General features: G+C 34.4%; 13 protein-coding genes and 1 tRNA gene. 13 read left to right on the forward strand and 1 reads right to left on the reverse strand.

Going from position 1 to position 19,927, the window contains the following annotated elements; all coding sequences use genetic code 11:
• Positions 1 to 95 precede the first annotated feature (95 nt).
• The 5 genes from ychF (at position 96) to OZP13_RS03600 (ending at position 4,178) form a co-directional block, all read left to right on the forward strand.
• A complete protein-coding gene (ychF, locus tag OZP13_RS03580) occupies positions 96 to 1,190 on the forward strand; it encodes a redox-regulated ATPase YchF (RefSeq protein ID WP_269242411.1) in 1,095 nt (364 codons plus the stop codon).
• Between the two features lie 182 nt (positions 1,191 to 1,372).
• On the forward strand, positions 1,373 to 1,639 hold the full coding sequence (locus OZP13_RS03585; protein ID WP_269242412.1) for a hypothetical protein: 267 nt from the start codon (positions 1,373 to 1,375) through the stop codon (positions 1,637 to 1,639).
• 140 nt (positions 1,640 to 1,779) lie between these two features.
• Complete coding sequence (locus OZP13_RS03590; protein ID WP_269242414.1) at positions 1,780 to 2,301, forward strand: NADPH-dependent FMN reductase; 522 nt, start codon at positions 1,780 to 1,782, stop codon at positions 2,299 to 2,301.
• 58 nt (positions 2,302 to 2,359) lie between these two features.
• Entirely contained in the window at positions 2,360 to 3,043 is a 684-nt protein-coding gene (locus OZP13_RS03595) for a TIGR02117 family protein (RefSeq protein WP_281298697.1), read from the forward strand.
• 97 nt (positions 3,044 to 3,140) lie between these two features.
• Complete coding sequence (locus OZP13_RS03600) at positions 3,141 to 4,178, forward strand: MBL fold metallo-hydrolase (RefSeq protein ID WP_281298698.1); 1,038 nt, start codon at positions 3,141 to 3,143, stop codon at positions 4,176 to 4,178.
• A gap of 62 nt (positions 4,179 to 4,240) precedes the next feature.
• On the opposite strand, the gene OZP13_RS03605 is transcribed toward OZP13_RS03600, so the two are convergent.
• On the reverse strand, positions 4,241 to 5,260 hold the full coding sequence (locus OZP13_RS03605; RefSeq protein WP_281298699.1) for a helix-turn-helix transcriptional regulator: 1,020 nt from the start codon (positions 5,258 to 5,260) through the stop codon (positions 4,241 to 4,243).
• 317 nt (positions 5,261 to 5,577) lie between these two features.
• Here OZP13_RS03605 and OZP13_RS03610 point away from each other — a divergent pair, with 317 nt between their 5' ends.
• From OZP13_RS03610 to OZP13_RS03645, 8 genes are all read left to right on the forward strand, one after another.
• Positions 5,578 to 6,999 (forward strand): RtcB family protein, encoded by a 1,422-nt coding sequence (locus OZP13_RS03610; RefSeq protein WP_269242419.1) that lies wholly within the window; start codon positions 5,578 to 5,580, stop codon positions 6,997 to 6,999.
• Between the two features lie 192 nt (positions 7,000 to 7,191).
• Positions 7,192 to 7,938 carry a nucleotidyltransferase domain-containing protein gene (locus OZP13_RS03615; protein WP_281298700.1) on the forward strand — a complete coding sequence of 249 codons (747 nt, stop codon included), beginning with the start codon at positions 7,192 to 7,194 and terminating at the stop codon, positions 7,936 to 7,938.
• A 12-nt stretch (positions 7,939 to 7,950) separates the two neighbouring features.
• A complete protein-coding gene (locus OZP13_RS03620; RefSeq protein ID WP_281298701.1) occupies positions 7,951 to 11,226 on the forward strand; it encodes a dsDNA nuclease domain-containing protein in 3,276 nt (1,091 codons plus the stop codon).
• 4 nt (positions 11,227 to 11,230) lie between these two features.
• Positions 11,231 to 12,289, forward strand: coding sequence for a nucleotidyltransferase domain-containing protein (locus OZP13_RS03625; RefSeq protein ID WP_269242421.1), 1,059 nt, complete (start codon positions 11,231 to 11,233; stop codon positions 12,287 to 12,289).
• Between the two features lie 47 nt (positions 12,290 to 12,336).
• Positions 12,337 to 12,771, forward strand: a complete 435-nt coding sequence (locus OZP13_RS03630) for a hypothetical protein (RefSeq protein ID WP_269242423.1) — start codon at positions 12,337 to 12,339, stop codon at positions 12,769 to 12,771.
• A 43-nt stretch (positions 12,772 to 12,814) separates the two neighbouring features.
• A complete protein-coding gene (locus OZP13_RS03635) occupies positions 12,815 to 17,884 on the forward strand; it encodes a DUF4132 domain-containing protein (RefSeq protein WP_281298702.1) in 5,070 nt (1,689 codons plus the stop codon).
• A 309-nt stretch (positions 17,885 to 18,193) separates the two neighbouring features.
• A tRNA-Ser gene (locus OZP13_RS03640) sits at positions 18,194 to 18,259 on the forward strand.
• 528 nt (positions 18,260 to 18,787) lie between these two features.
• Complete coding sequence (locus tag OZP13_RS03645; protein ID WP_281298703.1) at positions 18,788 to 19,885, forward strand: slipin family protein; 1,098 nt, start codon at positions 18,788 to 18,790, stop codon at positions 19,883 to 19,885.
• Positions 19,886 to 19,927 lie beyond the last annotated feature (42 nt).

Below are 19,927 nucleotides of genomic sequence, written 5' to 3' on the forward strand. Positions count from 1 at the left end.
GTTTGTATGGTAAACAAAAATTGACTTGGAATAGTATAGTGTGTTTATGCTGTCTATATCTTATATTTGCACACTTTTAAATAAATGACCATATAATGAAAGCAGGAATTGTAGGATTACCAAATGTTGGAAAATCAACATTATTCAATTGTTTATCCAATGCAAAAGCGCAAAGTGCCAACTTTCCGTTTTGTACCATTGAACCCAATATAGGAGTTGTAAACGTACCAGATTCTAGAATGGCAAAACTGGAAGAATTAGTAAAACCGGAACGCGTTCAGATGGCAACTGTTGATATTGTTGATATTGCAGGATTGGTTAAAGGAGCCAGCAAAGGAGAAGGTTTGGGGAATCAATTTTTGGGAAATATCAGGGAATGTAACGCCATTATTCACGTTTTGCGTTGTTTTGACAATGATAATATCGTGCACGTTGACGGAAACGTAAATCCAATTCGTGACAAAGAAACCATCGATATCGAGTTGCAATTGAAAGATTTGGAGAATGTTGAAAAACGTCTCGAAAAAGTAAATCGTGCCGCCAAAACCGGTAATAAAGAAGCGCAAACCGAAAAAGCACTTTTAGACAGAATTAGAGAGACACTTTTGCAAGCCAAATCGGCCAGAACAATAAAACCTCAAAGCAATGAAGAGGAAGTATTGTTGGAAGGTTTTCAATTGATTACGGCAAAACCTGTTTTGTACGTGTGTAATGTGGACGAAAATTCGGCCGTAAACGGAAATAAATACGTGGATCAAGTTCGCGAATTGGTGAAAGATGAAGATGCCGAAGTGATTATCCTTTCAGTAGGAGCCGAGGCCGATATCACCGAATTGGAAAGCTACGAAGAGCGCCAAGTTTTCTTGGAAGACATGGGATTGACCGAGCCGGGAGCATCCGTTTTGATTCGTGCCGCTTATAAATTATTGAAACAACAAACCTATTTTACCGCAGGAGTGAAAGAAGTTCGTGCCTGGACCATCAATATTGGAGCCACTGCGCCACAAGCAGCCGGAGTTATCCATACCGATTTCGAGAAAGGTTTCATCCGTGCCGAAGTGATTTCGTATGAAGATTTCGTTCATTATGGTTCGGAAGCCAAGTGCAAAGAAGCAGGGAAATTCAAGGTGGAAGGAAAAGAATATGTGGTGAAAGACGGCGACGTGATGCACTTTAGATTTAATGTGTAAATAGTATCAAGATTTAAGTATCAAGTATCAAGTATTAAGATATTGGAAACCTGCAAGAGTGATTTTGCAGGTTTTTATTTGCTGCCTTTTTTTGAGTTGAATCAAATAGTTAAATTTAAATTATTTATATTTGGTAAAATTATTTTTTTGGTAAGTTTGAAAGAACATTAAAATAGAAGGAGATGAGTACACTAGAAATCAATTTATATAATAAATTAAAAGCTAAAATTGGAGAAGCAGAAGCCAAGGAGTTAATTGAATTTATTGATTTTAGAAGCGAAGAAAAACGAATTAATTCAGATAGAATTTTGGCAACTAAACAGGATATTAATGACGTTCGATTAGAAATAAAAGAGGCTAAGACTGATATGATAAAATGGTTTTTTGCCTTTTTCATAACGTTGGTTTTAATGATTTTAGGTCTTTATGCTGCGGTTTTGTTGAAGTAAATGTGAGAGTTAAAAGATGAAAATATAGTACTTTGATCTTTTTTAATAAAAGAAATTAAGAAAACTGTTCAAGCAATTGGGCAGTTTTTTTTATTTAATTGATATTCCAATTTTTATTACTTTTAATAAAAACAAATATTATGAAAATAATAGCCTTTGGAGGTAGTCCAAGCAAAAACTCCATCAACAAGAAATTAGCGACTTATGCAGCCGGTCTTTTTGAAAATGCCGAAGTGGAAGTGTTGGATTTAAACGATTTTCAAATGCCTTTGTTCAGTGTGGATATTGAAGCGGAAATCGGTCAACATCCTTTGGCGAAAGCCTTTCTGGAGAAAATTGCCACTGCCGATATTCTCGTGGTTTCATTAGCTGAAAATAATGGAAATTACTCTGCGGCTTTCAAGAATGTTTTCGACTGGTGTTCCAGAATAGGTGCCAAAGTATTTCAGGAAAAACCAATGTTGCTGATGGCTACTTCACCGGGAGGAAGAGGCGGAGCATCGGTTCTTGAAATTGCCAAAAATGCTTTTCCACGATATGGTGCAATTGTAAAAGCAACGTTTTCCTTGCCTAGTTTCAACGATAATTTTGATGTTGCCAACGGCAAGATTTCTAATCTGGAATTGGATAATCAATTGAAGGAAATAGTGAAAGGTTTTTAAAATCCTAATCTTTTTGGCGTGAAAATTGTTTTCATCCATGAAACCAAAAAGTATTTGTATGATATCAGTAAAAAAGAGCCTAAAAACTTTAGGTTTAGCAGTTTTAGGGCTAATCAGTTTCCTTGTTTTATATGTAGTTGCTGCGCTTTTAATTTCTAAAATAGCAGTTAATGCGAGTGTTTCTCAAAAAGATAAAGCAATAGAAATATTCATTTTATCGAATGGAGTTCATACTGATATTGTAGTTCCCATAAAAAACGAATACAAAGATTGGTCAAAAGAAATTCGTTTCCAACAAACTAAATCAAAAGACAGTTTGGTCAATTATCTTGCTTTTGGCTGGGGAGACAAAGGTTTTTATCTTAATACGCCCGAATGGTCGGATTTGAAAGCGAGTACAGCTTTCAATGCCGCTTTTGGTTTAAGCTCGTCGGCAATGCATACTACATTTTATAAAAGTATGAAAGAAGATGCCGATTGCAAGAAAATCAGAATTTCTGCAGAAGAATATCAAAAATTAATAAATTTCATTTCCCAAAGTTTTGAGTTTGATTCTTCTAAACGGGTCCAATGGATTTCTAATTACAGTTATGGAAACAGAGATGCTTTTTATGAAGCTAAAGGAAGTTATAATCTGTTTTATACTTGTAATACTTGGGCTAATAACGCTTTAAAAACTACGAATCAAAAGGCAAGTTTATGGACAGTGACCGATACCGGGATTTTTTGTCATTATCAATAATCGATTTTAATCAAAAAAAGAAAGATTCCAATGCGAAAATCAGTCAAGAGAATTGTAAATAATTTTTAATAATTAATTTGGGTTTTAATAAAACGATATGCGAAAACAATTCGGGGCAAGACCTTCAAAACTAGAATTAGAAAGTTACTCTAAATCGCCTAATTGGAACGGTAAAATTTTCGAAAACCTGGAAAAAACTACTATGGAATTTTCGTTGACCAACCTTCGTAAATTTTTGCACAAACAATTTTGTGAAAAAATAGGGCGAGAACCGTTAAAACCATTGTCCATTTTGCCATTCAATGCTGAAACTTTCGAATCGGAAAATAATTCCATGAAAAGTATTTGGTATGGGCATTCGGCAATTCTAATGCGATTGAATCATGCAACTATTCTAATCGACCCAATGTTTGGTCCAGATGCGGCACCCATTGCCCCGTTTAAGGTAAAGCGTTTCAGTGAGGCAACTTTAGGTTTGATCGATGAATTTCCTGAAATAGACTTGGTGCTGATTTCGCACGACCATTACGATCATTTGGATTATGAGAGTATCCTGAAACTTAAAGACAAAACGAAGCAATTTTATGTGGCTTTAGGCGTAAAAAGACATTTGGTTTCTTGGGGAATCAATCCAGAAAAAATCACCGAATTTAATTGGTGGGAGGAATCCCTTTTCGAAAATATTAAAATCACTTTTACGCCAACCCGCCATTTTTCGGGTAGGGGAATGACCGATAGAGCCAAATCACTTTGGGGAGGTTGGGCGTTAAAAACGGAAGAAGAAAACATTTGGTTTAGCGGCGATAGTGGCTATGGGACTCATTTTGCAGAAATTGGCAACCGCTTGGGGCCATTCGATTTTGCTTTTATGGAATGTGGGCAATACAACGAAAATTGGCATCAAATACACATGTATCCTGAGGAAAGCATACAGGCTTCAATAGATGCAAAAGTTAAAAATAGGATGCCGGTTCATTGGGCTGGATTTGCCTTGGCGCAACATTCGTGGAAAGAACCGGTAGAGCGATTTGTTGAAAAAGCAGCTAGTGAAAACCTGAATTTTATTGTTCCTGAAATAGGGGTGATAGTCACTGCCAAAACTACCAAATACTCAAAATGGTGGGAGAGTCATTAGTTTTTTGACTTTCAAAAATAAATGATTTGCTAATTTGCGGTAAATAAATGCAACTTGTTTTGCTACAAATCCTCTTTATAACGCGCTAAACTTTTATCAATAATACTGCGCATGCGGTTGCGCATTCGTTCCGGTTTTAAAACCTCTAGTCCGTTGCCGAAACCCAAAAGAAGTCGGTCTAATTCATAATTTTCAATCAGTAATAAATGAATAATAATACTGCCGTCTTCATTGGTTTTTATTAGTCGTTGGGTGTTGTGTAACGGTTTTGTGATGACATAAGGCGCATTTACGGCATCAATCCACAATTCAATTTTTCGAGGTTGCAAACCAATATTTACTGTGACTCCAACTACATTTTTATAATAAGCATCGGCATTAAAATCATCTTCTAAAAACGGTAAATTAAAATCATAATCAATCCGCATAATTCGGTCTAGAGCCAAATTCCGAATCGGTTGACTTTTTTTCGTCTTCCCAATCAAAAACCAACGATTATTGAATTCCTTTAAAATAAAAGGATGAAAAGGAAACTGCTTTTCTTCTCTGGAATTGAATGATTTATAGGTAATTACCAAAACCACTTTCTTGATAATCGCCTGGTAAATTTCGTCCAAAAAGTGCAATCCTTTTAGATTTTCGTTTTTATCCAAATGAATTACGGGTTTCGAATTCGATTTTTCGGCATAGATTTTATCTTCCAATCGCTGTAAAATATCCGAAACATCGCTAAACAACGAAAAATCCTTAAACTGTTTCAACATCGAAACCGTCTCGGTCAAAACATTCATGTCGGTTTCCGTCAGCGGAATAGCAGTGATTGAAAAACCATCGTCTTCATATTTGTAAAACTTCTTGTCATACACCACAATCGGCGCATTATAACCCAATTTTTCACTCCGCATCATTTGAATATCGGATTGAATGGTACGTTTGCTAACCGGACTTTCTTTCCCTTCATATTCATGTAAAGCATCGCTTACCGCCGCAATTAAATCTTCCAAAGTCCAAGTTCGATACTGGTTTTGCAAACATTTATCAATGGTTTTATAGCGAATAAGGGCATTTTTGTTCAACGACATAGTCTAATTTTATTTAATAGATACACTATTGTTTGTCTAAGGTCAACAAGGCTATGGGTTCGTCAGTTCGAGTGATTTTTAAAGCAAGGCAAATGTTGATGCAATGGAAAGAACGTTATGCTTTAAAAATTGTATCGAGAACCATTGTTTTTATAAAGCTTCTCGATACATCCCGATAAAATCGGGACACTCGAAGTGACGACAAAAAAGAACTTGCAAGGTTCCATAAAAAACCAAAAGTAAATAAATATTTCCACTACGCAGAATAATTGCGTAGAAACATAAAATCTTTGTACCATCAAAAAAAATAAAACAAAATGGAAACACAAATCAACGGATTTGAATTAATGGAATTAGGATTTCCGCAAGGCGAAATCATTGGAATCGCATTAAAAATAAACAGAAAAAGAAACGGCTTCAAACGTGAACAAATGCTAACCCATTTCAAAAACGTATTGGAAACCCCAGAAAATTATGTTGAAGATACCATTTTCAGTCCATTAGCCCTTGCACTCATCGAAAAAGCAAATGAAAAACCAGAAGATTTCATCGCTTTGAATCCCAACCCAAAGACCTATTCTGCTTATGGCTTGGAGCATATTGAGGAAGGAGCCAGAAAACAAATGGAAGTGGCAATGCAATTGCCCGTAACGGTCGCAGGAGCTTTAATGCCCGATGCGCACCAAGGCTATGGCTTGCCCATTGGTGGAGTTTTAGCAACCAAAAACGCTATTATTCCCTATGGAGTTGGAGTGGATATTGGCTGCCGAATGGCCTTGTCCATTTACGATATTCCCGAAGGATTCTATTACGAGAACGAAGCCAAATTCAAAAGGGAATTGGTGGCTCATACCAAGTTTGGAGCAGGTCACGGTTTTCACGGACAATACAAATCGGATCACGCGGTTTTGGAAAACGATAGTTTCAACAGCAACGCTTTGGTCAAGAATTTAAAAGACAAAGCTTGGTCTCAATTGGGTTCCTCTGGTGGAGGCAATCACTTTGTCGAATTCGGAATTATGGAATTCACCCAAGACGATGCCGTTTTGAACATCCCAAAGGGAAACTATGTAGCTTTGTTGACGCATTCCGGTTCAAGAGGTTTTGGCGCTACAGTGGCGGGACATTATACCAAAATAGCCAAAGACGTTTGTAAATTACCCGATGCCGCCAGAAACTTGGCTTATTTGGATATGAATTCGCAGTTGGGACAAGAATATTGGATAGCGATGAACTTGGCGGGCGATTATGCTTCGGCTTGTCACGAGATTATTCACGTCAAAATGCAAAAAGCATTGGGTGCAACGGTGTTGGCCAAAGTAGAAAACCATCACAACTTTGCTTGGAAAGAAATCTGGAACGGCGAGGAAGTTATCGTGCACAGAAAAGGAGCTACACCAGCAGGAAAAGGCGTGATGGGAATCATCCCGGGAAGTATGACTGCACCCGGATTTTTGGTGAGAGGAAAAGGCAAAGAAAATGCCATAAACTCGGCTTCACACGGAGCAGGAAGACAAATGAGCCGAACCCAAGCCCTAAAAACCATTACCCAAAACGAAATGCAAACTATCTTGAAAGATCACGGGGTAACCCTTATTGGCGCAGGATTAGACGAAGCCCCAATGGCGTACAAAGACATTAACCAAGTGATGGCTGCCCAACAAGAATTAGTAGATGTCGTGGCAAAGTTCACCCCCAAAATGGTAAGAATGGCCGATGACGGAAGTCGAGAAGATTAGTATCACCAAACCTGACAGGTTTCAAAAACCTGTCAGGTTTATTATCCAAAAAATGGAGGTTCAAATCCTCCCGAAGCGACAGTAAGTCTTAGTAGTTTAAATTGGGAAAACAGTTGGATTTTTAATGACTACAAATTCATTATACTATTTAATGTTTTGTGGTTTTTTATTTACTAAATTTGAAAATACATTATGGAAAAGAAAATACTAGAAAAACTACAAGAAATAGAGAAAAGCAAGAAGGTAGAAATCCTTTTTGCTGTCGAATCAGGAAGTCGTGCTTGGGGATTTGCTTCTCCAGACAGTGATTATGATATTCGATTTATATACAAACACGATTTGAACTATTACCTTTCACTTTGGGAAAAACCCGATGTAATTGAGTTTATGACCCAAGACGATTTGGATGGTTCGGGATGGGATTTACGGAAAACCGTAAAATTATTAGCCAAATCCAATGCACCTTTGCTGGAGTGGTTATACTCGCCTGTGGTGTATTATGAAAACGAAGCTTTTGCCAATACAATGCGAAATTTAGCAAAAGATTGTTTTTCGCCCATAGCCTGTTTGCACCATTATTTGGGAACCACCAAAAATTTCATAGACTTATGCCAAGCCGAAGAAGTAAAACTGAAAAGCTATTTCTATGCCTTGCGCACCGCCTTAGCCGGAAAATGGATAATAGAAAAAAATACATTTCCGCCAGTGGATTTTATGGAATTATTGCCTATTGCACCACCACACATACAAGAAAAAGTAATAGAACTAATGACCATAAAAGCCAATCAAGACGAAAAATACTTGCACCCGAAAGAGGAATTGATTACTGATTTTTTGTTGGAAACAGTACAATTTAACCAGAAGGAGGCAAATGGTTTAGTTAGTGGGAAGAAGATGGCGTTGGAGTTGGATGTTTTTTTTAGGGAGATTATAAAATAAACTCATAATTAAATGCACTATAATAAATTACACATATTTTCCAAAAATACAGATGCGTTTGCATCTCAAAGAGGTTATAATTACCAAACATTAATAACGCTTGAGGCATGGGCAAATAACCTTAAAAATGTTGTAGAAGAAGATATTTTTTGTGAGTATGAAGAAGATATTTTTCATAAAAACAAATTTGATAATTCAGTTAAATTCCGTCAAATTAAACTTTATTCAAGTAATTTCTCGTTTAAAAGCGAAGAGATAATTAAGTGTATTGCGCATTTTTTTATGCTTCATGTCAAATCAGAATATTACTCATTTGATAAAGAATTTGTATTTGAAACTAATTCAAATATAGCAAAAGCCTATTCAAACAATGAAGCGGATTTATTGAGAGAATGGTTTGATAATCAAGAAAGTTTAAATGAAGAGCGGCTTCAAAGGATTTCGCAAAAAGTTAAAGAAATAGTAACTACCTACATAAAAGACCAGAAGAAAACAATAACAAAAGATGATAATGAAGAAATAGTAAAAGAGGCAATTTCTGTTTTTGAAAAAATTGATGATGAATTTTGGATAAGCTTTATAAAGCTTATAAAATGGAAATTCTTAAATGAAGAATCTGATGTTGAATTTGAAAATGCAAAATCGAGAATCGAAAACGTCTTAATTGATTTAGATTATAAAATTGATAATGATAATATAAAGCAAGTTTTTGGGGTTCTATTGGAGAGAGTCTTCACAAAAGCGTCTCAAGAAAAACACGATGATAGAAAACTTACAACAAGAGATTTAGATTTATTGATATTAGATATAGGAAATGAAGAAGATAAATGGTATTCAAGAAAATATGAATATTACAGCAAGTTCGAAAAAATTGATGATTTTAGAATTGGAGAATTTTATGAAATAATTGATTTAGTAAATTATTGTAGAAGGAAAAAGTATCTAATAAGGCATAAAGAAATTTGGAATAAGTTACTTGATTTCTATGTTAATGATAATAACCTACAAGAAATTTATAAAAGAAAAGCTATCTACGAATTAATTTTTCTAAATAATGAATTTCACGAAGTTGATTATGAAAATCTCTCAAATAGGCAACGTCCTACAGGGAATTTAGCAGGTTTTGAAGAAGCTATTAGATATTATTTTAGAAATATTAATTCTCTAAAAAACATTGATGATTTAGAATATTGTCAAACTATTTTAAATCTCATAATGCCCCCAGTTTTAGAAGGAAAAATATCTGTAACGAATGAAGAATTTAGAGAATGGTGTATTCAACTTTATAGGGTAATTTGTAAAGCATTAGAATTTACTGTAGATGTTAATGAAAAGTGTCACTTATTGGAGGAAAAAGGAAATTTTTTATTGCTTTCAAGTTTATTTAGGAAAAATCAAGATTTTTTAAAATGTTTTGAAGATATTTTAAACTTTATAGATGAAGCTCCTCTTTTTAAAGTATCTCAATTTGGCGATAGGATAAATAAATATATCAAATCTTTCATCAATATTGATCCTGAAGATAAATCTGGTTTAATTAGAGAGCTAGAAGGGTTTTCAGAGAAACTCTATCCATTTGTAGAGAAAAGAGAAGGTAAAGTACGTTTGGCTCACCAACAAGTTGAAAAAGGAGTAGCTTTTTTGAAAACGTCTTATTCATTTGGCTTGTTAAAAGCGTTAGAAAGTTTTCATAAAGCAAAAGATAACTATCAACAAGCTGATACGATTGAAGGGTTTATTTTAGGACTGCTTAATATTTCTCAACTATACTCTTCATTAGGGATGAATTTTGCGGGGAAATATTATGCACTTTGCGCATTTCGAATGAGTATCAACAATGAATTTATAAAGCATACTGAAAAAAGCTTTGCTATGATGTTTTATGCTGATTATAAAAGCGGTTCTTGGTTTAATGCTTTAGAGATATATTATAAATACATATACTTGAGAGACCAATCAAACCTTGAAAATCCTGATTGCCTTGAAGAAGGAAAAATAACTCAGAGAATGGCTTTTATATTGTATGCAATGAAAAGATTGTCCTCTCAGTTTTCCATTTTTGTAGAAAGTCAAATTAAAGCACTTGATTATATAGGAGAAGAAATTGTGAAACCAATATTCAATTCTATTAATAAAGAATTAGACACAGATGAAAAGTTTAATAAAGTGTTGAATAGAGATTTTAATGATTTCCCATTGAATGATATAGGAAAAAATAGGACAATCGATTTTTTTGCATTAGGATGTTTGTGGAAAATTAGTTTTGAGAATAGCTTTGAAACAACTTCGGTAGCAGAAGAATTCATATCAACAATTCAAATTATTTTAACTGAAATATCACTTTATGAAGCTGACTTTCATTTATTAAAAAGTACTATTGAAGTTGAATTGGTTTTGTCAGATGTTCAAAAACCACCAGTTCAACATGATTCAAATGATATTACGAAATGGACAGTATTCATAAATCATTTTGACAATCCTAATCCTGAAAAAATAAATCAACATACAGTATATAATACAGTTTCCCTCCAATTTATCCTCAATAGAATCAGCCTCCTAAAAGAAAATGAATTCAGAACTATGTTTTTCGATTTTATTAAAGATAGAGGTTTAGACGGAAAACAAATTACAGTAAATCTATATCAAAGGATACATAGAGATATTTACACAGTGGAGGATTTTGATTTCTCTAAAAAAACAGATTTTTTAGATATTGAATTTGACAATCTTTCAATGCCAAAGGAAAATAAGATAATGAAATGGAATGCTACTTTGAGTGAAAAATATACTTATGAAAGAGCTATCGAAGCCATTAAAAATAGATTTAATAATGTACACAATTCCATTCACATTACACTTGAAAAATTGAAGATGGATAAAGAATTTCCTGATTTTATTAATGAGTTAAGGAAAGAAGGATGGAAAGACTGGCAAATAATTTTGAACATTTTTAATTTTATAATAAATTATAAGATTAATAAATTTGAGAAATTTGACTCTGATAATCCCGAAGAAATCGCTGAATATTTCAAACTAATGTTAAGAAAGTACCATGATATGGATGAGAAAGATTGTTATGTAGAATTTCCATTGAAAGCATTTAAGACTAAGGAATTTAAAGCACAATTTAATATAAGCTTTGCCTCAATAATACAATCTTATGGCTTAGAAAGTAAATCTCATACTCCAAATTTGAATGCAATAAAAGAGTTTATGGATATACGATTTAACTTAAAAGATGATGATTATAATGAAAACAACCCATTAAAAGACATTAAATTTATATAATTCGATGACTATCCAAAACCTAAAATCCCAAAACCTAATCCTTTTCGAAGTTATTTCGGGAAGTAAATCCTTTGGCTTAGATACACCAACTTCAGATACGGACATCAAAGGCGTGTATTATTTACCTAAAGAAAAATTCTTTGGGCTCGATTATATTCCGCAAATAAGTAATGAAACCAATGATGAGGTGTATTATGAAATAGGTCGTTTTGTAGAATTGTTGCTCAAAAACAATCCTAATATACTGGAGATTTTGGCATCGCCAGAAGATTGTGTTTTGTATAAACATCCGTTAATGGAGCGTTTGAAGATAGAAGATTTCTTGTCTAAATTGTGCAAAGATGCTTTTGCAGGTTATGCCGTCACCCAAATCAAAAAGGCAAGGGGATTGAAAAAGAAAATTGTCAACCCAATGGAAAAGCAAAAGAAAACCCTGTTGGATTTTTGTTACGTCGTGCAAGGCTATGATTCGGTTACACTTTCGCAATGGTTGGCAGCAAAAGCTTTCGTTCAGGAACGTTGTGGTTTAATCAATATGCCTAATTCTAAAGGGATGTATGCACTGTTTTATGACCAAAACAACACTTTGGGTTATCGTGGTATTATTAAAAACGAAAATTCCAATGAAGTGTCCTTGTCGTCAATCCCAAAAGGAGAAAAAGAAGTGGCTTATTTGTCTTGCAATCAAGATGGTTATTCGAAATATTGCAAAGAATATAAAGAATACTGGGATTGGATGGAGAAACGTAATGAAGAACGCTATAATACAAATCAGCAACACGGCAAGAATTACGACAGCAAAAATATGATGCACACCATCCGATTATTGCAAACCGCTGAAAAAATTCTATCAACCGGAAAATTAAATATCAGAGTTTCAAATCGGGAGGAATTACTCGACATAAAAGCTGGAAATAAAGAATATGATGATTTACTCGAAATGGCAGATAATTTAATCGAATCCATTGAAAATCATTGTGAAACTTCTTACTTGCCTGAAAGCCCCAATGTTGAAAAAGCTATTGAAAATTTAATACAGATACGAGAAGATTTGTATAAATAATTTACTACATTGTATGCCGTTTCACAAACCTTTCTCATTCTCTAAAAATGAATCTCACACTAACGGTAAAACAACTAGGAAAAAAGCAACCTCTCCTTAAAGAAAACATCCTTAACCTCAACACAACTGATTCAATTATAACAGTTCGCTCTCTTATAGAATTAGTGGTAGAACATCAAATAAAACTTTTCAATGCTGCATCATTTGAATGGGATGACGAAGATCAGATTCATTTACCCAAAGAAAATTATTTACCCCTATTGACCGATACTGGAAAACTAGGTTTTGGCGCGTTATACAATCATAACAAAATCGATTCGTTGGTAGCACAACAAAACGCTATTTTAGCTTTTGAAGACGGACTATATGCTGTTTTTTATGGCGATGACGAACTCAACGATTTATCCCTTTCTATCGATTTATCATTGAATAAAACACTAACATTTATTCGGCTCACCTTTTTAGCAGGAAGCTACTGGTAATAATAAAAAATATCAATCTGAATCGAAACTTTAATCCAAAAATATGTCTGTAGAAGCTGTTCTTAAAAGCAAAATTATTGAAAATCCAATTGTACAATACAAAAGAGAATTAGAAGAAATTGTCAATGGTAGTTTATTGTCTAAAATATTTTCAAAAAACAGGCTAAAAAAAGAAGTAGCCGAATTTGGTTTACATTTACTAAAGCTCAAAGACAATTATAACGCTATATATGTCTCTCTAGGTTCGAAAGAGCTTAAAGAATTTGAAAAATGGATCAAAGAAGATCTTTGGAACGACAGTGATTATTATGAATTGTTGATCTATTTTTTTGATGCCGATAAAGCCAAATATGTAAAAGAAGCTTGGAATAGATTGCCTCAAAAAATGTATCAAAATGGTTATGCCAGACGTTCTTTTAGAGCACCAAACAATAAAAAATACCTACTGGTCAATCAAATTAATTTTCTTCGTTCGATAATTGCTGCGCCATATTCATATAGCTATCAAAACAAAACTACTTATTATAATTTATCGTTTGAAGAACAAATTCGCTACGACACAGAAATAACCAACTCACCAAATCAATTTATGGTTTGGTCTGCCGCCATTGATTTGGGAGACGAGAAACTGTTTCAGCTTTTTGAAGCTATTATTTTCAACACCGATACCGTTGGAAAAGTATCTCGAAATGGTATTAAAGCACTTTTAAACAGTGATAAAAAAGAATCTTGGCAATTAGTCGAAAAATTATTACTGGCAGCACAACGCCAAGAAGGGTTGCGTCAAACTGTTTTAGAAGCATTGGATGAAACGGCTATCGGTGCATTAGAATATATGATTAAAGTCATAGTCGATAATAAACTAACCCGCTTTTCATCAGTGGTGAGAGCTATTGACACTTGGACGGGTTTAGGATGGGAATCCGAAAAGGAAACTACGGTTCGAAATATCATTCAACTGGCTGCTACCTATTTCTCCAATCCTGAATCAATTCCGGTTGGAATTCACAGCAAGAATAATAACGAAGTGTATATGGCACTTTGGGTACAAGGCGTTCAGGATATAGAAAAAACAGTTCCTTATTTGCACGAACTTTTGGAAAAAGGAACAATAGAAAAAAAGTGTCTGGCTCTTAAATTTGCAGGCGAAACAAACGACCCTTACATCGAAATGCCTTTGTATTTCAAGGCTTTGAACGATGGAAATTTACAAGTTTTGGCCTTTGCAATTCCAAGAATGAATGCACTATTAGATGCCAATACGAAATCGAAATTTTTTATTGACAATGACGATTACCCTAACTTTTTTGAAAAAACATACCATCTAGCTCAAACAATCAATGCAAAAGACACCACTTTTGAAGGGAAAGTCTTTTCGTGGTTAACTATAAAATTCGAAAAAGACAGTTTGTATGCGTCTGCCATTAATTTAATAGGAGATTATAAAGAACGACTAGATACCATTCTAAATCATTTTGAAGGATTTTCGATCCAATTAAGAGAGAAGTTAACACAAAAGATTTTGGGAGAATATTACTGCTACTCTCATTACAACTTAAATGAAATCAGTCAAAAAACTACTGAATTACCTACTGATTTTCAAAGAAATTTTGCTTTACGCATTCTAAAAGACAGAGGAGAATCTATCATTACTTCGGCCATTTGTGTCTTAAAAAAAGTAACGCTAAATGAAGAAGAATTAGACTCGTTTCAAGAATTATTCAAACGTAAAAATTCTAATTTAAAGAAAAATTTAATTGCGATAATTCTCCAGCAGGAAGATAAAAAAATAGCCTCTTTTGTAGATAAAATTTTGAATAATGGTGATTTAGAACAACGTATGTCGGCATTAGATTTAATACTACAATTACAAAAAAAGGATAAGTTATCTAAAAAGGTAAACCATTGGGTAAAAGAATATGCCATTCGACCAAAAATTACCGAAAAAGAATTGAAATTCATCGAGCAATTAGCACCAACCGAAAACAAAGAATTGCTTTGTCCAGAAAATGGTTTTGGTTTTTATAATCCAAAAGAAATTTCAAACTACGCCTTGCCCAAACCCGAAATCAATTCAATCTTTACTACTGCTACAAAAAAAGAAAAATACGGTTTTTCGAAACCATTATCTCAAATAAAAGCTGATTTTTCAAAGCTTTATGAATTATTTGAAGCCAATAAAAATTATGAATATGAGTTGGAATACAATGACAATTCAAAGGAAACAGTCCTTTTAGGAAACAACTTTTCTCAAATAAAAAAACTATCAGACAACGCTACTGCCGATGAAAAATCTAAAAACTACCCTCTGTTTGAAGTTTGGTCCAACTGGTTTGAAAATTCCAAATTAGAACCAAGAGATTTGTTTTTAGCAACACTTGCGAGAGATTGTGAGCAATCGGATTACAGGAGTTTTTTAGAAAAAAATGTTTATTATTACCAAAAAGACTTCCCAAACCCTGCCAAAAACAACTATCATTGGAACCATCCAATTATTAAAATTATAAATGCTTTACAATTAAAATATCCATTCAAAGAAAGTCAGGAATTTTTAATTGATGCTTGTTCTAATTTATTTTCAGATTTCCCAAAATCTATTGTAGAATTCAAATACAAGCCTAAAAAAAATGAATATTACTACAATAACAATAAAGGAGATGGCTGGCAAAACCAAAGCGATTTAAATATCTATTTGAACGCCATAGATTTAAATGTCTTAACCGAGGAACAAAAAAACAAAGTGTGGAATCTTTACAGATGGCGACAATGGTCTGGTTTAAAGGAAAATACAGCCTACAGCAAACCACCCATTTACTTGTATTGCATTGCTTTTGAGCAAAAATTAATAACAGAAGGAGAATTATACGAAGGAATTTTAGATAGTGACCGATTATCAGTTTTAACAGCCGAAAAGAAACACTATCAACATTTTGAAAGCGAAAATTTAGTAAAAAATTTCCCTTTCATAACTCCAATGATAGACAACATTCGAAATACCTTTTTAGACATTGAAGTGAAACGAGGTGACTCAAACACTTCGGTTACTCATCTAGTCAAGAGTTTTGAAAAAATATACGGAACCCTTCGATTTGTACAACTACTTACCGCTTTGGGCAAAACCAGTCTATACAAAGGCTACATCTATTCTTGGGGTTACACAGAATTAAACAAACAAAAATTATTCAGCTTTTTATTAAAACGATGTTATCCTTTAGCATCAGACACCCAAGAAAATTTCAACAACTTAATTACCAAGGAAAAAATAACCGAAGAACGATTAATTCAAGCTGCGATTTATGCTCCACAATGGCAAAAATTCATCAGTAATTATCTCGATTGGAAAGGGCTTGACTCAGGCATTTGGTGGTTGCACGCACACACTAAAACAGCCGCTTACGGTGCTGTTAACTCTGAATTAGAAAGTGAAGTCGCCAAATACTCTGCCATCGATTTACAGGATTTTAAGGATGGTGCTGTAGATAAAAACTGGTTTATATCGGCTTATAAACTATTAGGCAAAGCCAAATGGGAAATTCTATATGAAGCAGCCAAATTCGTTACAGACGGAAACGGACATAGAAGAGCCCGATTGTATGCAGATACCTTGACAGGGGATTTAAAAATAAGAGAAGTTACTGCAAAAGTAAAAGACAAACGAGATCAAGATTATTTAAGAGTGTATGGATTGGTACCATTGAGTAAAGCGAATGCTGAAAAAGATGTTTTGGCAAGATACGAATACATTCAGCAATTTAAAAAAGAAAGTAAAGAATTTGGTTCGATGAAGCAAACAAGCGAGGCACTTGCCATTCGAATTGCTTTAGAAAATCTAGCTCGAAATGCAGGTTATCCAGATCCAGTTCGCTTAACTTGGGCTATGGAAACCAAGCAAGTTCAAAAAATCCTTTCTAATGAAACCGAAGTAAATTTTGACGACATCACTATTGGTCTAACAATTGACAAAGAAGGAAAAGCCGAACTAATAACATTTAAGGAAGGAAAAGAATTAAAGTCAATTCCAGCAAAACTAAAAAAAGAAACAGCAATTATAGAATTAGGCAAGCACCGCAAGACAATGCGAGAGCAATGGACTCGTTCTAAAAAAGGCTTGGAAGAAGCGATGATTAGAGGCGATGAATTCCTGTTTGCTGAAATGGAAAATCTATTTGAGCATCCGGTAATTTCGAAGCATTTAGAGAAATTAGTTTTTATAACAAATACTAACGAAATAGGTTTTTATGCAAATGGAACCCTTATCAGTGCCCAAGGAGAGCTAATTCCATTAAATGAAAATTCAACTTTCAGAATTGCCCATTGCTTTGATTTGCACCAAAATAAAGTTTGGACTGATTTTCAAAAGTATAGTTTTGACAATCAATTAAAACAGCCTTTCAAACAAATATTTAGAGAATTATATGTCCCAACCACTGATGAATTAAAAGAGCAATCTATTTCGAGACGCTATGCAGGACATCAAGTGCATCCCAAACAAACATTGGCTTTACTAAAAAATAAAGGATGGAAAGTCGATTATGAAGAGGGTTTGCAAAAAGTATTTCACAAAGAAGGTTTTCAAGTCAAACTGTATGCGATGGCCGATTGGTTTTCTCCTGCCGATGTAGAAAGTCCAACACTGGAAACAATCGAATTTCATTCGCTGAAAGATTATAAAAACATTCCATTTGCAGACATTAACCCAAGAATATTTTCAGAAGTAATGCGCGATATTGACTTAGTAGTTAGTGTGGCTCACGTAGGCGGAGTCGATCCAGAAGCCAGCCATTCATCGATAGAAATGAGAGCCGTTTTACTTCGTGAAACCTTGCGATTGTTCAAAATTAATAATGTAGAAATCAAAGTCAATCACGCTTTAATTGAAGGTAAAATGGCAAATTATAGCGTACACCTTGGAAGTGCTATTGTGCATCAAGTCCCAGGGAAGTATTTGTCTATTTTACCAGTGCATTCGCAACACCGAGGTCGTTTATTTTTACCATTTGCAGATGATGATCCAAAATCGGCAGAGGTGATGTCAAAAGTACTTTTGTTAGCCAAAGACAATGAAATTCAAGACCCAACAATTTTAAATCAAATTGATAAAAAATTGGATTAACATCAAATTCATTCCCCAAAAAGCGTCCCAATTCAGGACGCTTTTTTCATTTTTAGAAAAATCTTTTTCACTACGCAAAATCCTTGCGCACTCCTTTTTGAATATTTGCTCAAGAAATAAAACAAGTTCTTTTATAAACTAAAAAATATCAAACAAGTCCTGTTGCGTGTTTCTATATAACACCATTGTAGGGAACTTTTCGCGAAAGCGTATTAGGTTTTTCTATGCAACTTGATTTGGAGGTTTTTGGCTGTTTTCCAAAAAACGGTCCCACTCTATGGGGCGTGGGTTCGATTCCCGCTTCCGAGCAATCGGAATAGTTCAGTTGGTTAGAACAATAGAAAGATCGCAGGTTCGAATCCTGCAATCGATTTTGGTTCGATTTGACGGATGGTTGTCGCTAGAGCACATCACTCTTAAAAAGATGTACCACAAAAAAACTGATTTGTCTTTGTCAGTACAATTAGGGTTGCAAAATCCAAAGCGTACACTGGCGAGAAACCAGCAGGAATTGAAATATAGAGGTTAAGACTTCCTTTCTTTTCGGTTTGATTGAGGATGTAATTCACGGAATTACTTTTTCAAAAGACAACCGCAAAACAATTGAAGCAATGCAAATACAAACAATTCTTCCGTTTTTTCAAGAGGAGAAAGACAAACGGTTTTCTTATTTAAAAGAGAAAATAAAACTTGTTAGGTGCAATTATTGAATTTTTTGAAATAAAAAATGAAAGGCTTAGAAACAGATTGAGTTGAACCAATTGGCAGTTACTACTTAACTTATGTTTTCTTAAAAATAAGTGAAACGCCTAATTAAAACCATCAATAGCTATGTTTCTATGCGTTTAAAAAAAATCAATTGCACTCAATGAATTAAAAAACTGGAATTAAAAATAAAAAATTATGATACAAAGAATTACAATCGATGCCTACCAAGTAGGTTTGGTATTCGAAAACAGAAAATTGGTAAACGTGATAAAAGAAGGTTCACAATGGATTTTTGGAGACAAACAAGTAAGGATTTACGAAAAAACAGTCGCTTTCCAATCGCCTTATGAATTCAACATCTTGATTCAAAATGAAGCCTTGGCAGCAATGTTAGAAGTAATTGAAGTGGCTGATAGTGAAATTGTGTTGCAATTTGTAAATGGGAATTTCAAGGAGGTTTTGACCGCAGGAACCTATGCTTTTTGGAAAGGAGTAACCAATACCTATTTCTCCAGAATAGATTTATCCAAGGTGGAAATCACGGAGCAAATTCCAATGTTTTTGTTCGAAACGGCAAAGTTGAGAGCTTTCGTGAGAAAGTTTATGGTATCGAGCAATGACAAAGCCTTGTTGTTTGTGAACGGAACTTACGTCAAAGAATTGGCTGCGGGAACCCACTATTTCTGGAACAACAGCACCACCATCGAGGTCAAAACAGCGGATAGGAGACAACAACAATTGGAAATCTCGGGTCAGGAATTATTGACCAAGGACAAAGCCGGTTTGAGAATCAATTTCTACGTGAGATACCAAGTTACGGATATTTTAAAAGCCTTGGTAACCAACAAGGATTTCGAAAAGCAATTGTACGTTTTAATGCAATTGGCGTTGAGAGCCTTTGTCGGAAGCTTGACTTTGGACGAATTGTTGAGCAAGAAAGACACCATCGCTTCGGCTATTTTGGAAGAAGTTGCGACCAAAATCAGTGATTTAGGTTTGGCAGTTTCCGATGCGGGAATCAGGGACGTGATCTTGCCTGGCGATATGAAAGAAATTATGAACCAGGTCTTGGTAGCCGAAAAAAAGGCACAAGCCAACAGCATTATGCGAAGAGAAGAAACCGCGGCAACCAGAAGTTTGTTGAATACCGCCAAATTGATGGAGGAAAACGAAATGTTGTGGAAATTGAAAGAAATGGAATATGTAGAGAAAATCGCCGATAAAATTGGAGAAATCACCATTTCCGGAGGAGGAAACATCATTGGTCAATTGAAAGAGATTTTTGTGAAATAAGAAAAACCACGAGTTGATATTCGTGGTTTTTTGGTTTTAGAA

It is taken from the genome of Flavobacterium limnophilum (assembly GCF_027111315.2).
In the GTDB taxonomy this organism is placed as follows: domain Bacteria; phylum Bacteroidota; class Bacteroidia; order Flavobacteriales; family Flavobacteriaceae; genus Flavobacterium; species Flavobacterium limnophilum.

Bases quoted from the DNA above. Each gene is read 5' to 3' on its own strand.
- OZP13_RS03590 (WP_269242414.1), top strand. From the start codon at position 1,780: ATGAAAATAATAGCCTTTGGAGGTAGTCCAAGCAAAAACTCCATCAAC.
- OZP13_RS03645 (WP_281298703.1), top strand. From the start codon at position 18,788: ATGATACAAAGAATTACAATCGATGCCTACCAAGTAGGTTTGGTATTC.
- OZP13_RS03595 (WP_281298697.1), top strand. From the start codon at position 2,360: ATGATATCAGTAAAAAAGAGCCTAAAAACTTTAGGTTTAGCAGTTTTA.
- OZP13_RS03625 (WP_269242421.1), top strand. From the start codon at position 11,231: ATGACTATCCAAAACCTAAAATCCCAAAACCTAATCCTTTTCGAAGTT.
- ychF (WP_269242411.1), top strand. From the start codon at position 96: ATGAAAGCAGGAATTGTAGGATTACCAAATGTTGGAAAATCAACATTA.
- OZP13_RS03605 (WP_281298699.1), bottom strand. From the start codon at position 5,260: ATGTCGTTGAACAAAAATGCCCTTATTCGCTATAAAACCATTGATAAA.
- OZP13_RS03630 (WP_269242423.1), top strand. From the start codon at position 12,337: ATGAATCTCACACTAACGGTAAAACAACTAGGAAAAAAGCAACCTCTC.
- OZP13_RS03615 (WP_281298700.1), top strand. From the start codon at position 7,192: ATGGAAAAGAAAATACTAGAAAAACTACAAGAAATAGAGAAAAGCAAG.
- OZP13_RS03635 (WP_281298702.1), top strand. From the start codon at position 12,815: ATGTCTGTAGAAGCTGTTCTTAAAAGCAAAATTATTGAAAATCCAATT.
- OZP13_RS03620 (WP_281298701.1), top strand. From the start codon at position 7,951: ATGCACTATAATAAATTACACATATTTTCCAAAAATACAGATGCGTTT.
- OZP13_RS03585 (WP_269242412.1), top strand. From the start codon at position 1,373: ATGAGTACACTAGAAATCAATTTATATAATAAATTAAAAGCTAAAATT.
- OZP13_RS03600 (WP_281298698.1), top strand. From the start codon at position 3,141: ATGCGAAAACAATTCGGGGCAAGACCTTCAAAACTAGAATTAGAAAGT.
- OZP13_RS03610 (WP_269242419.1), top strand. From the start codon at position 5,578: ATGGAAACACAAATCAACGGATTTGAATTAATGGAATTAGGATTTCCG.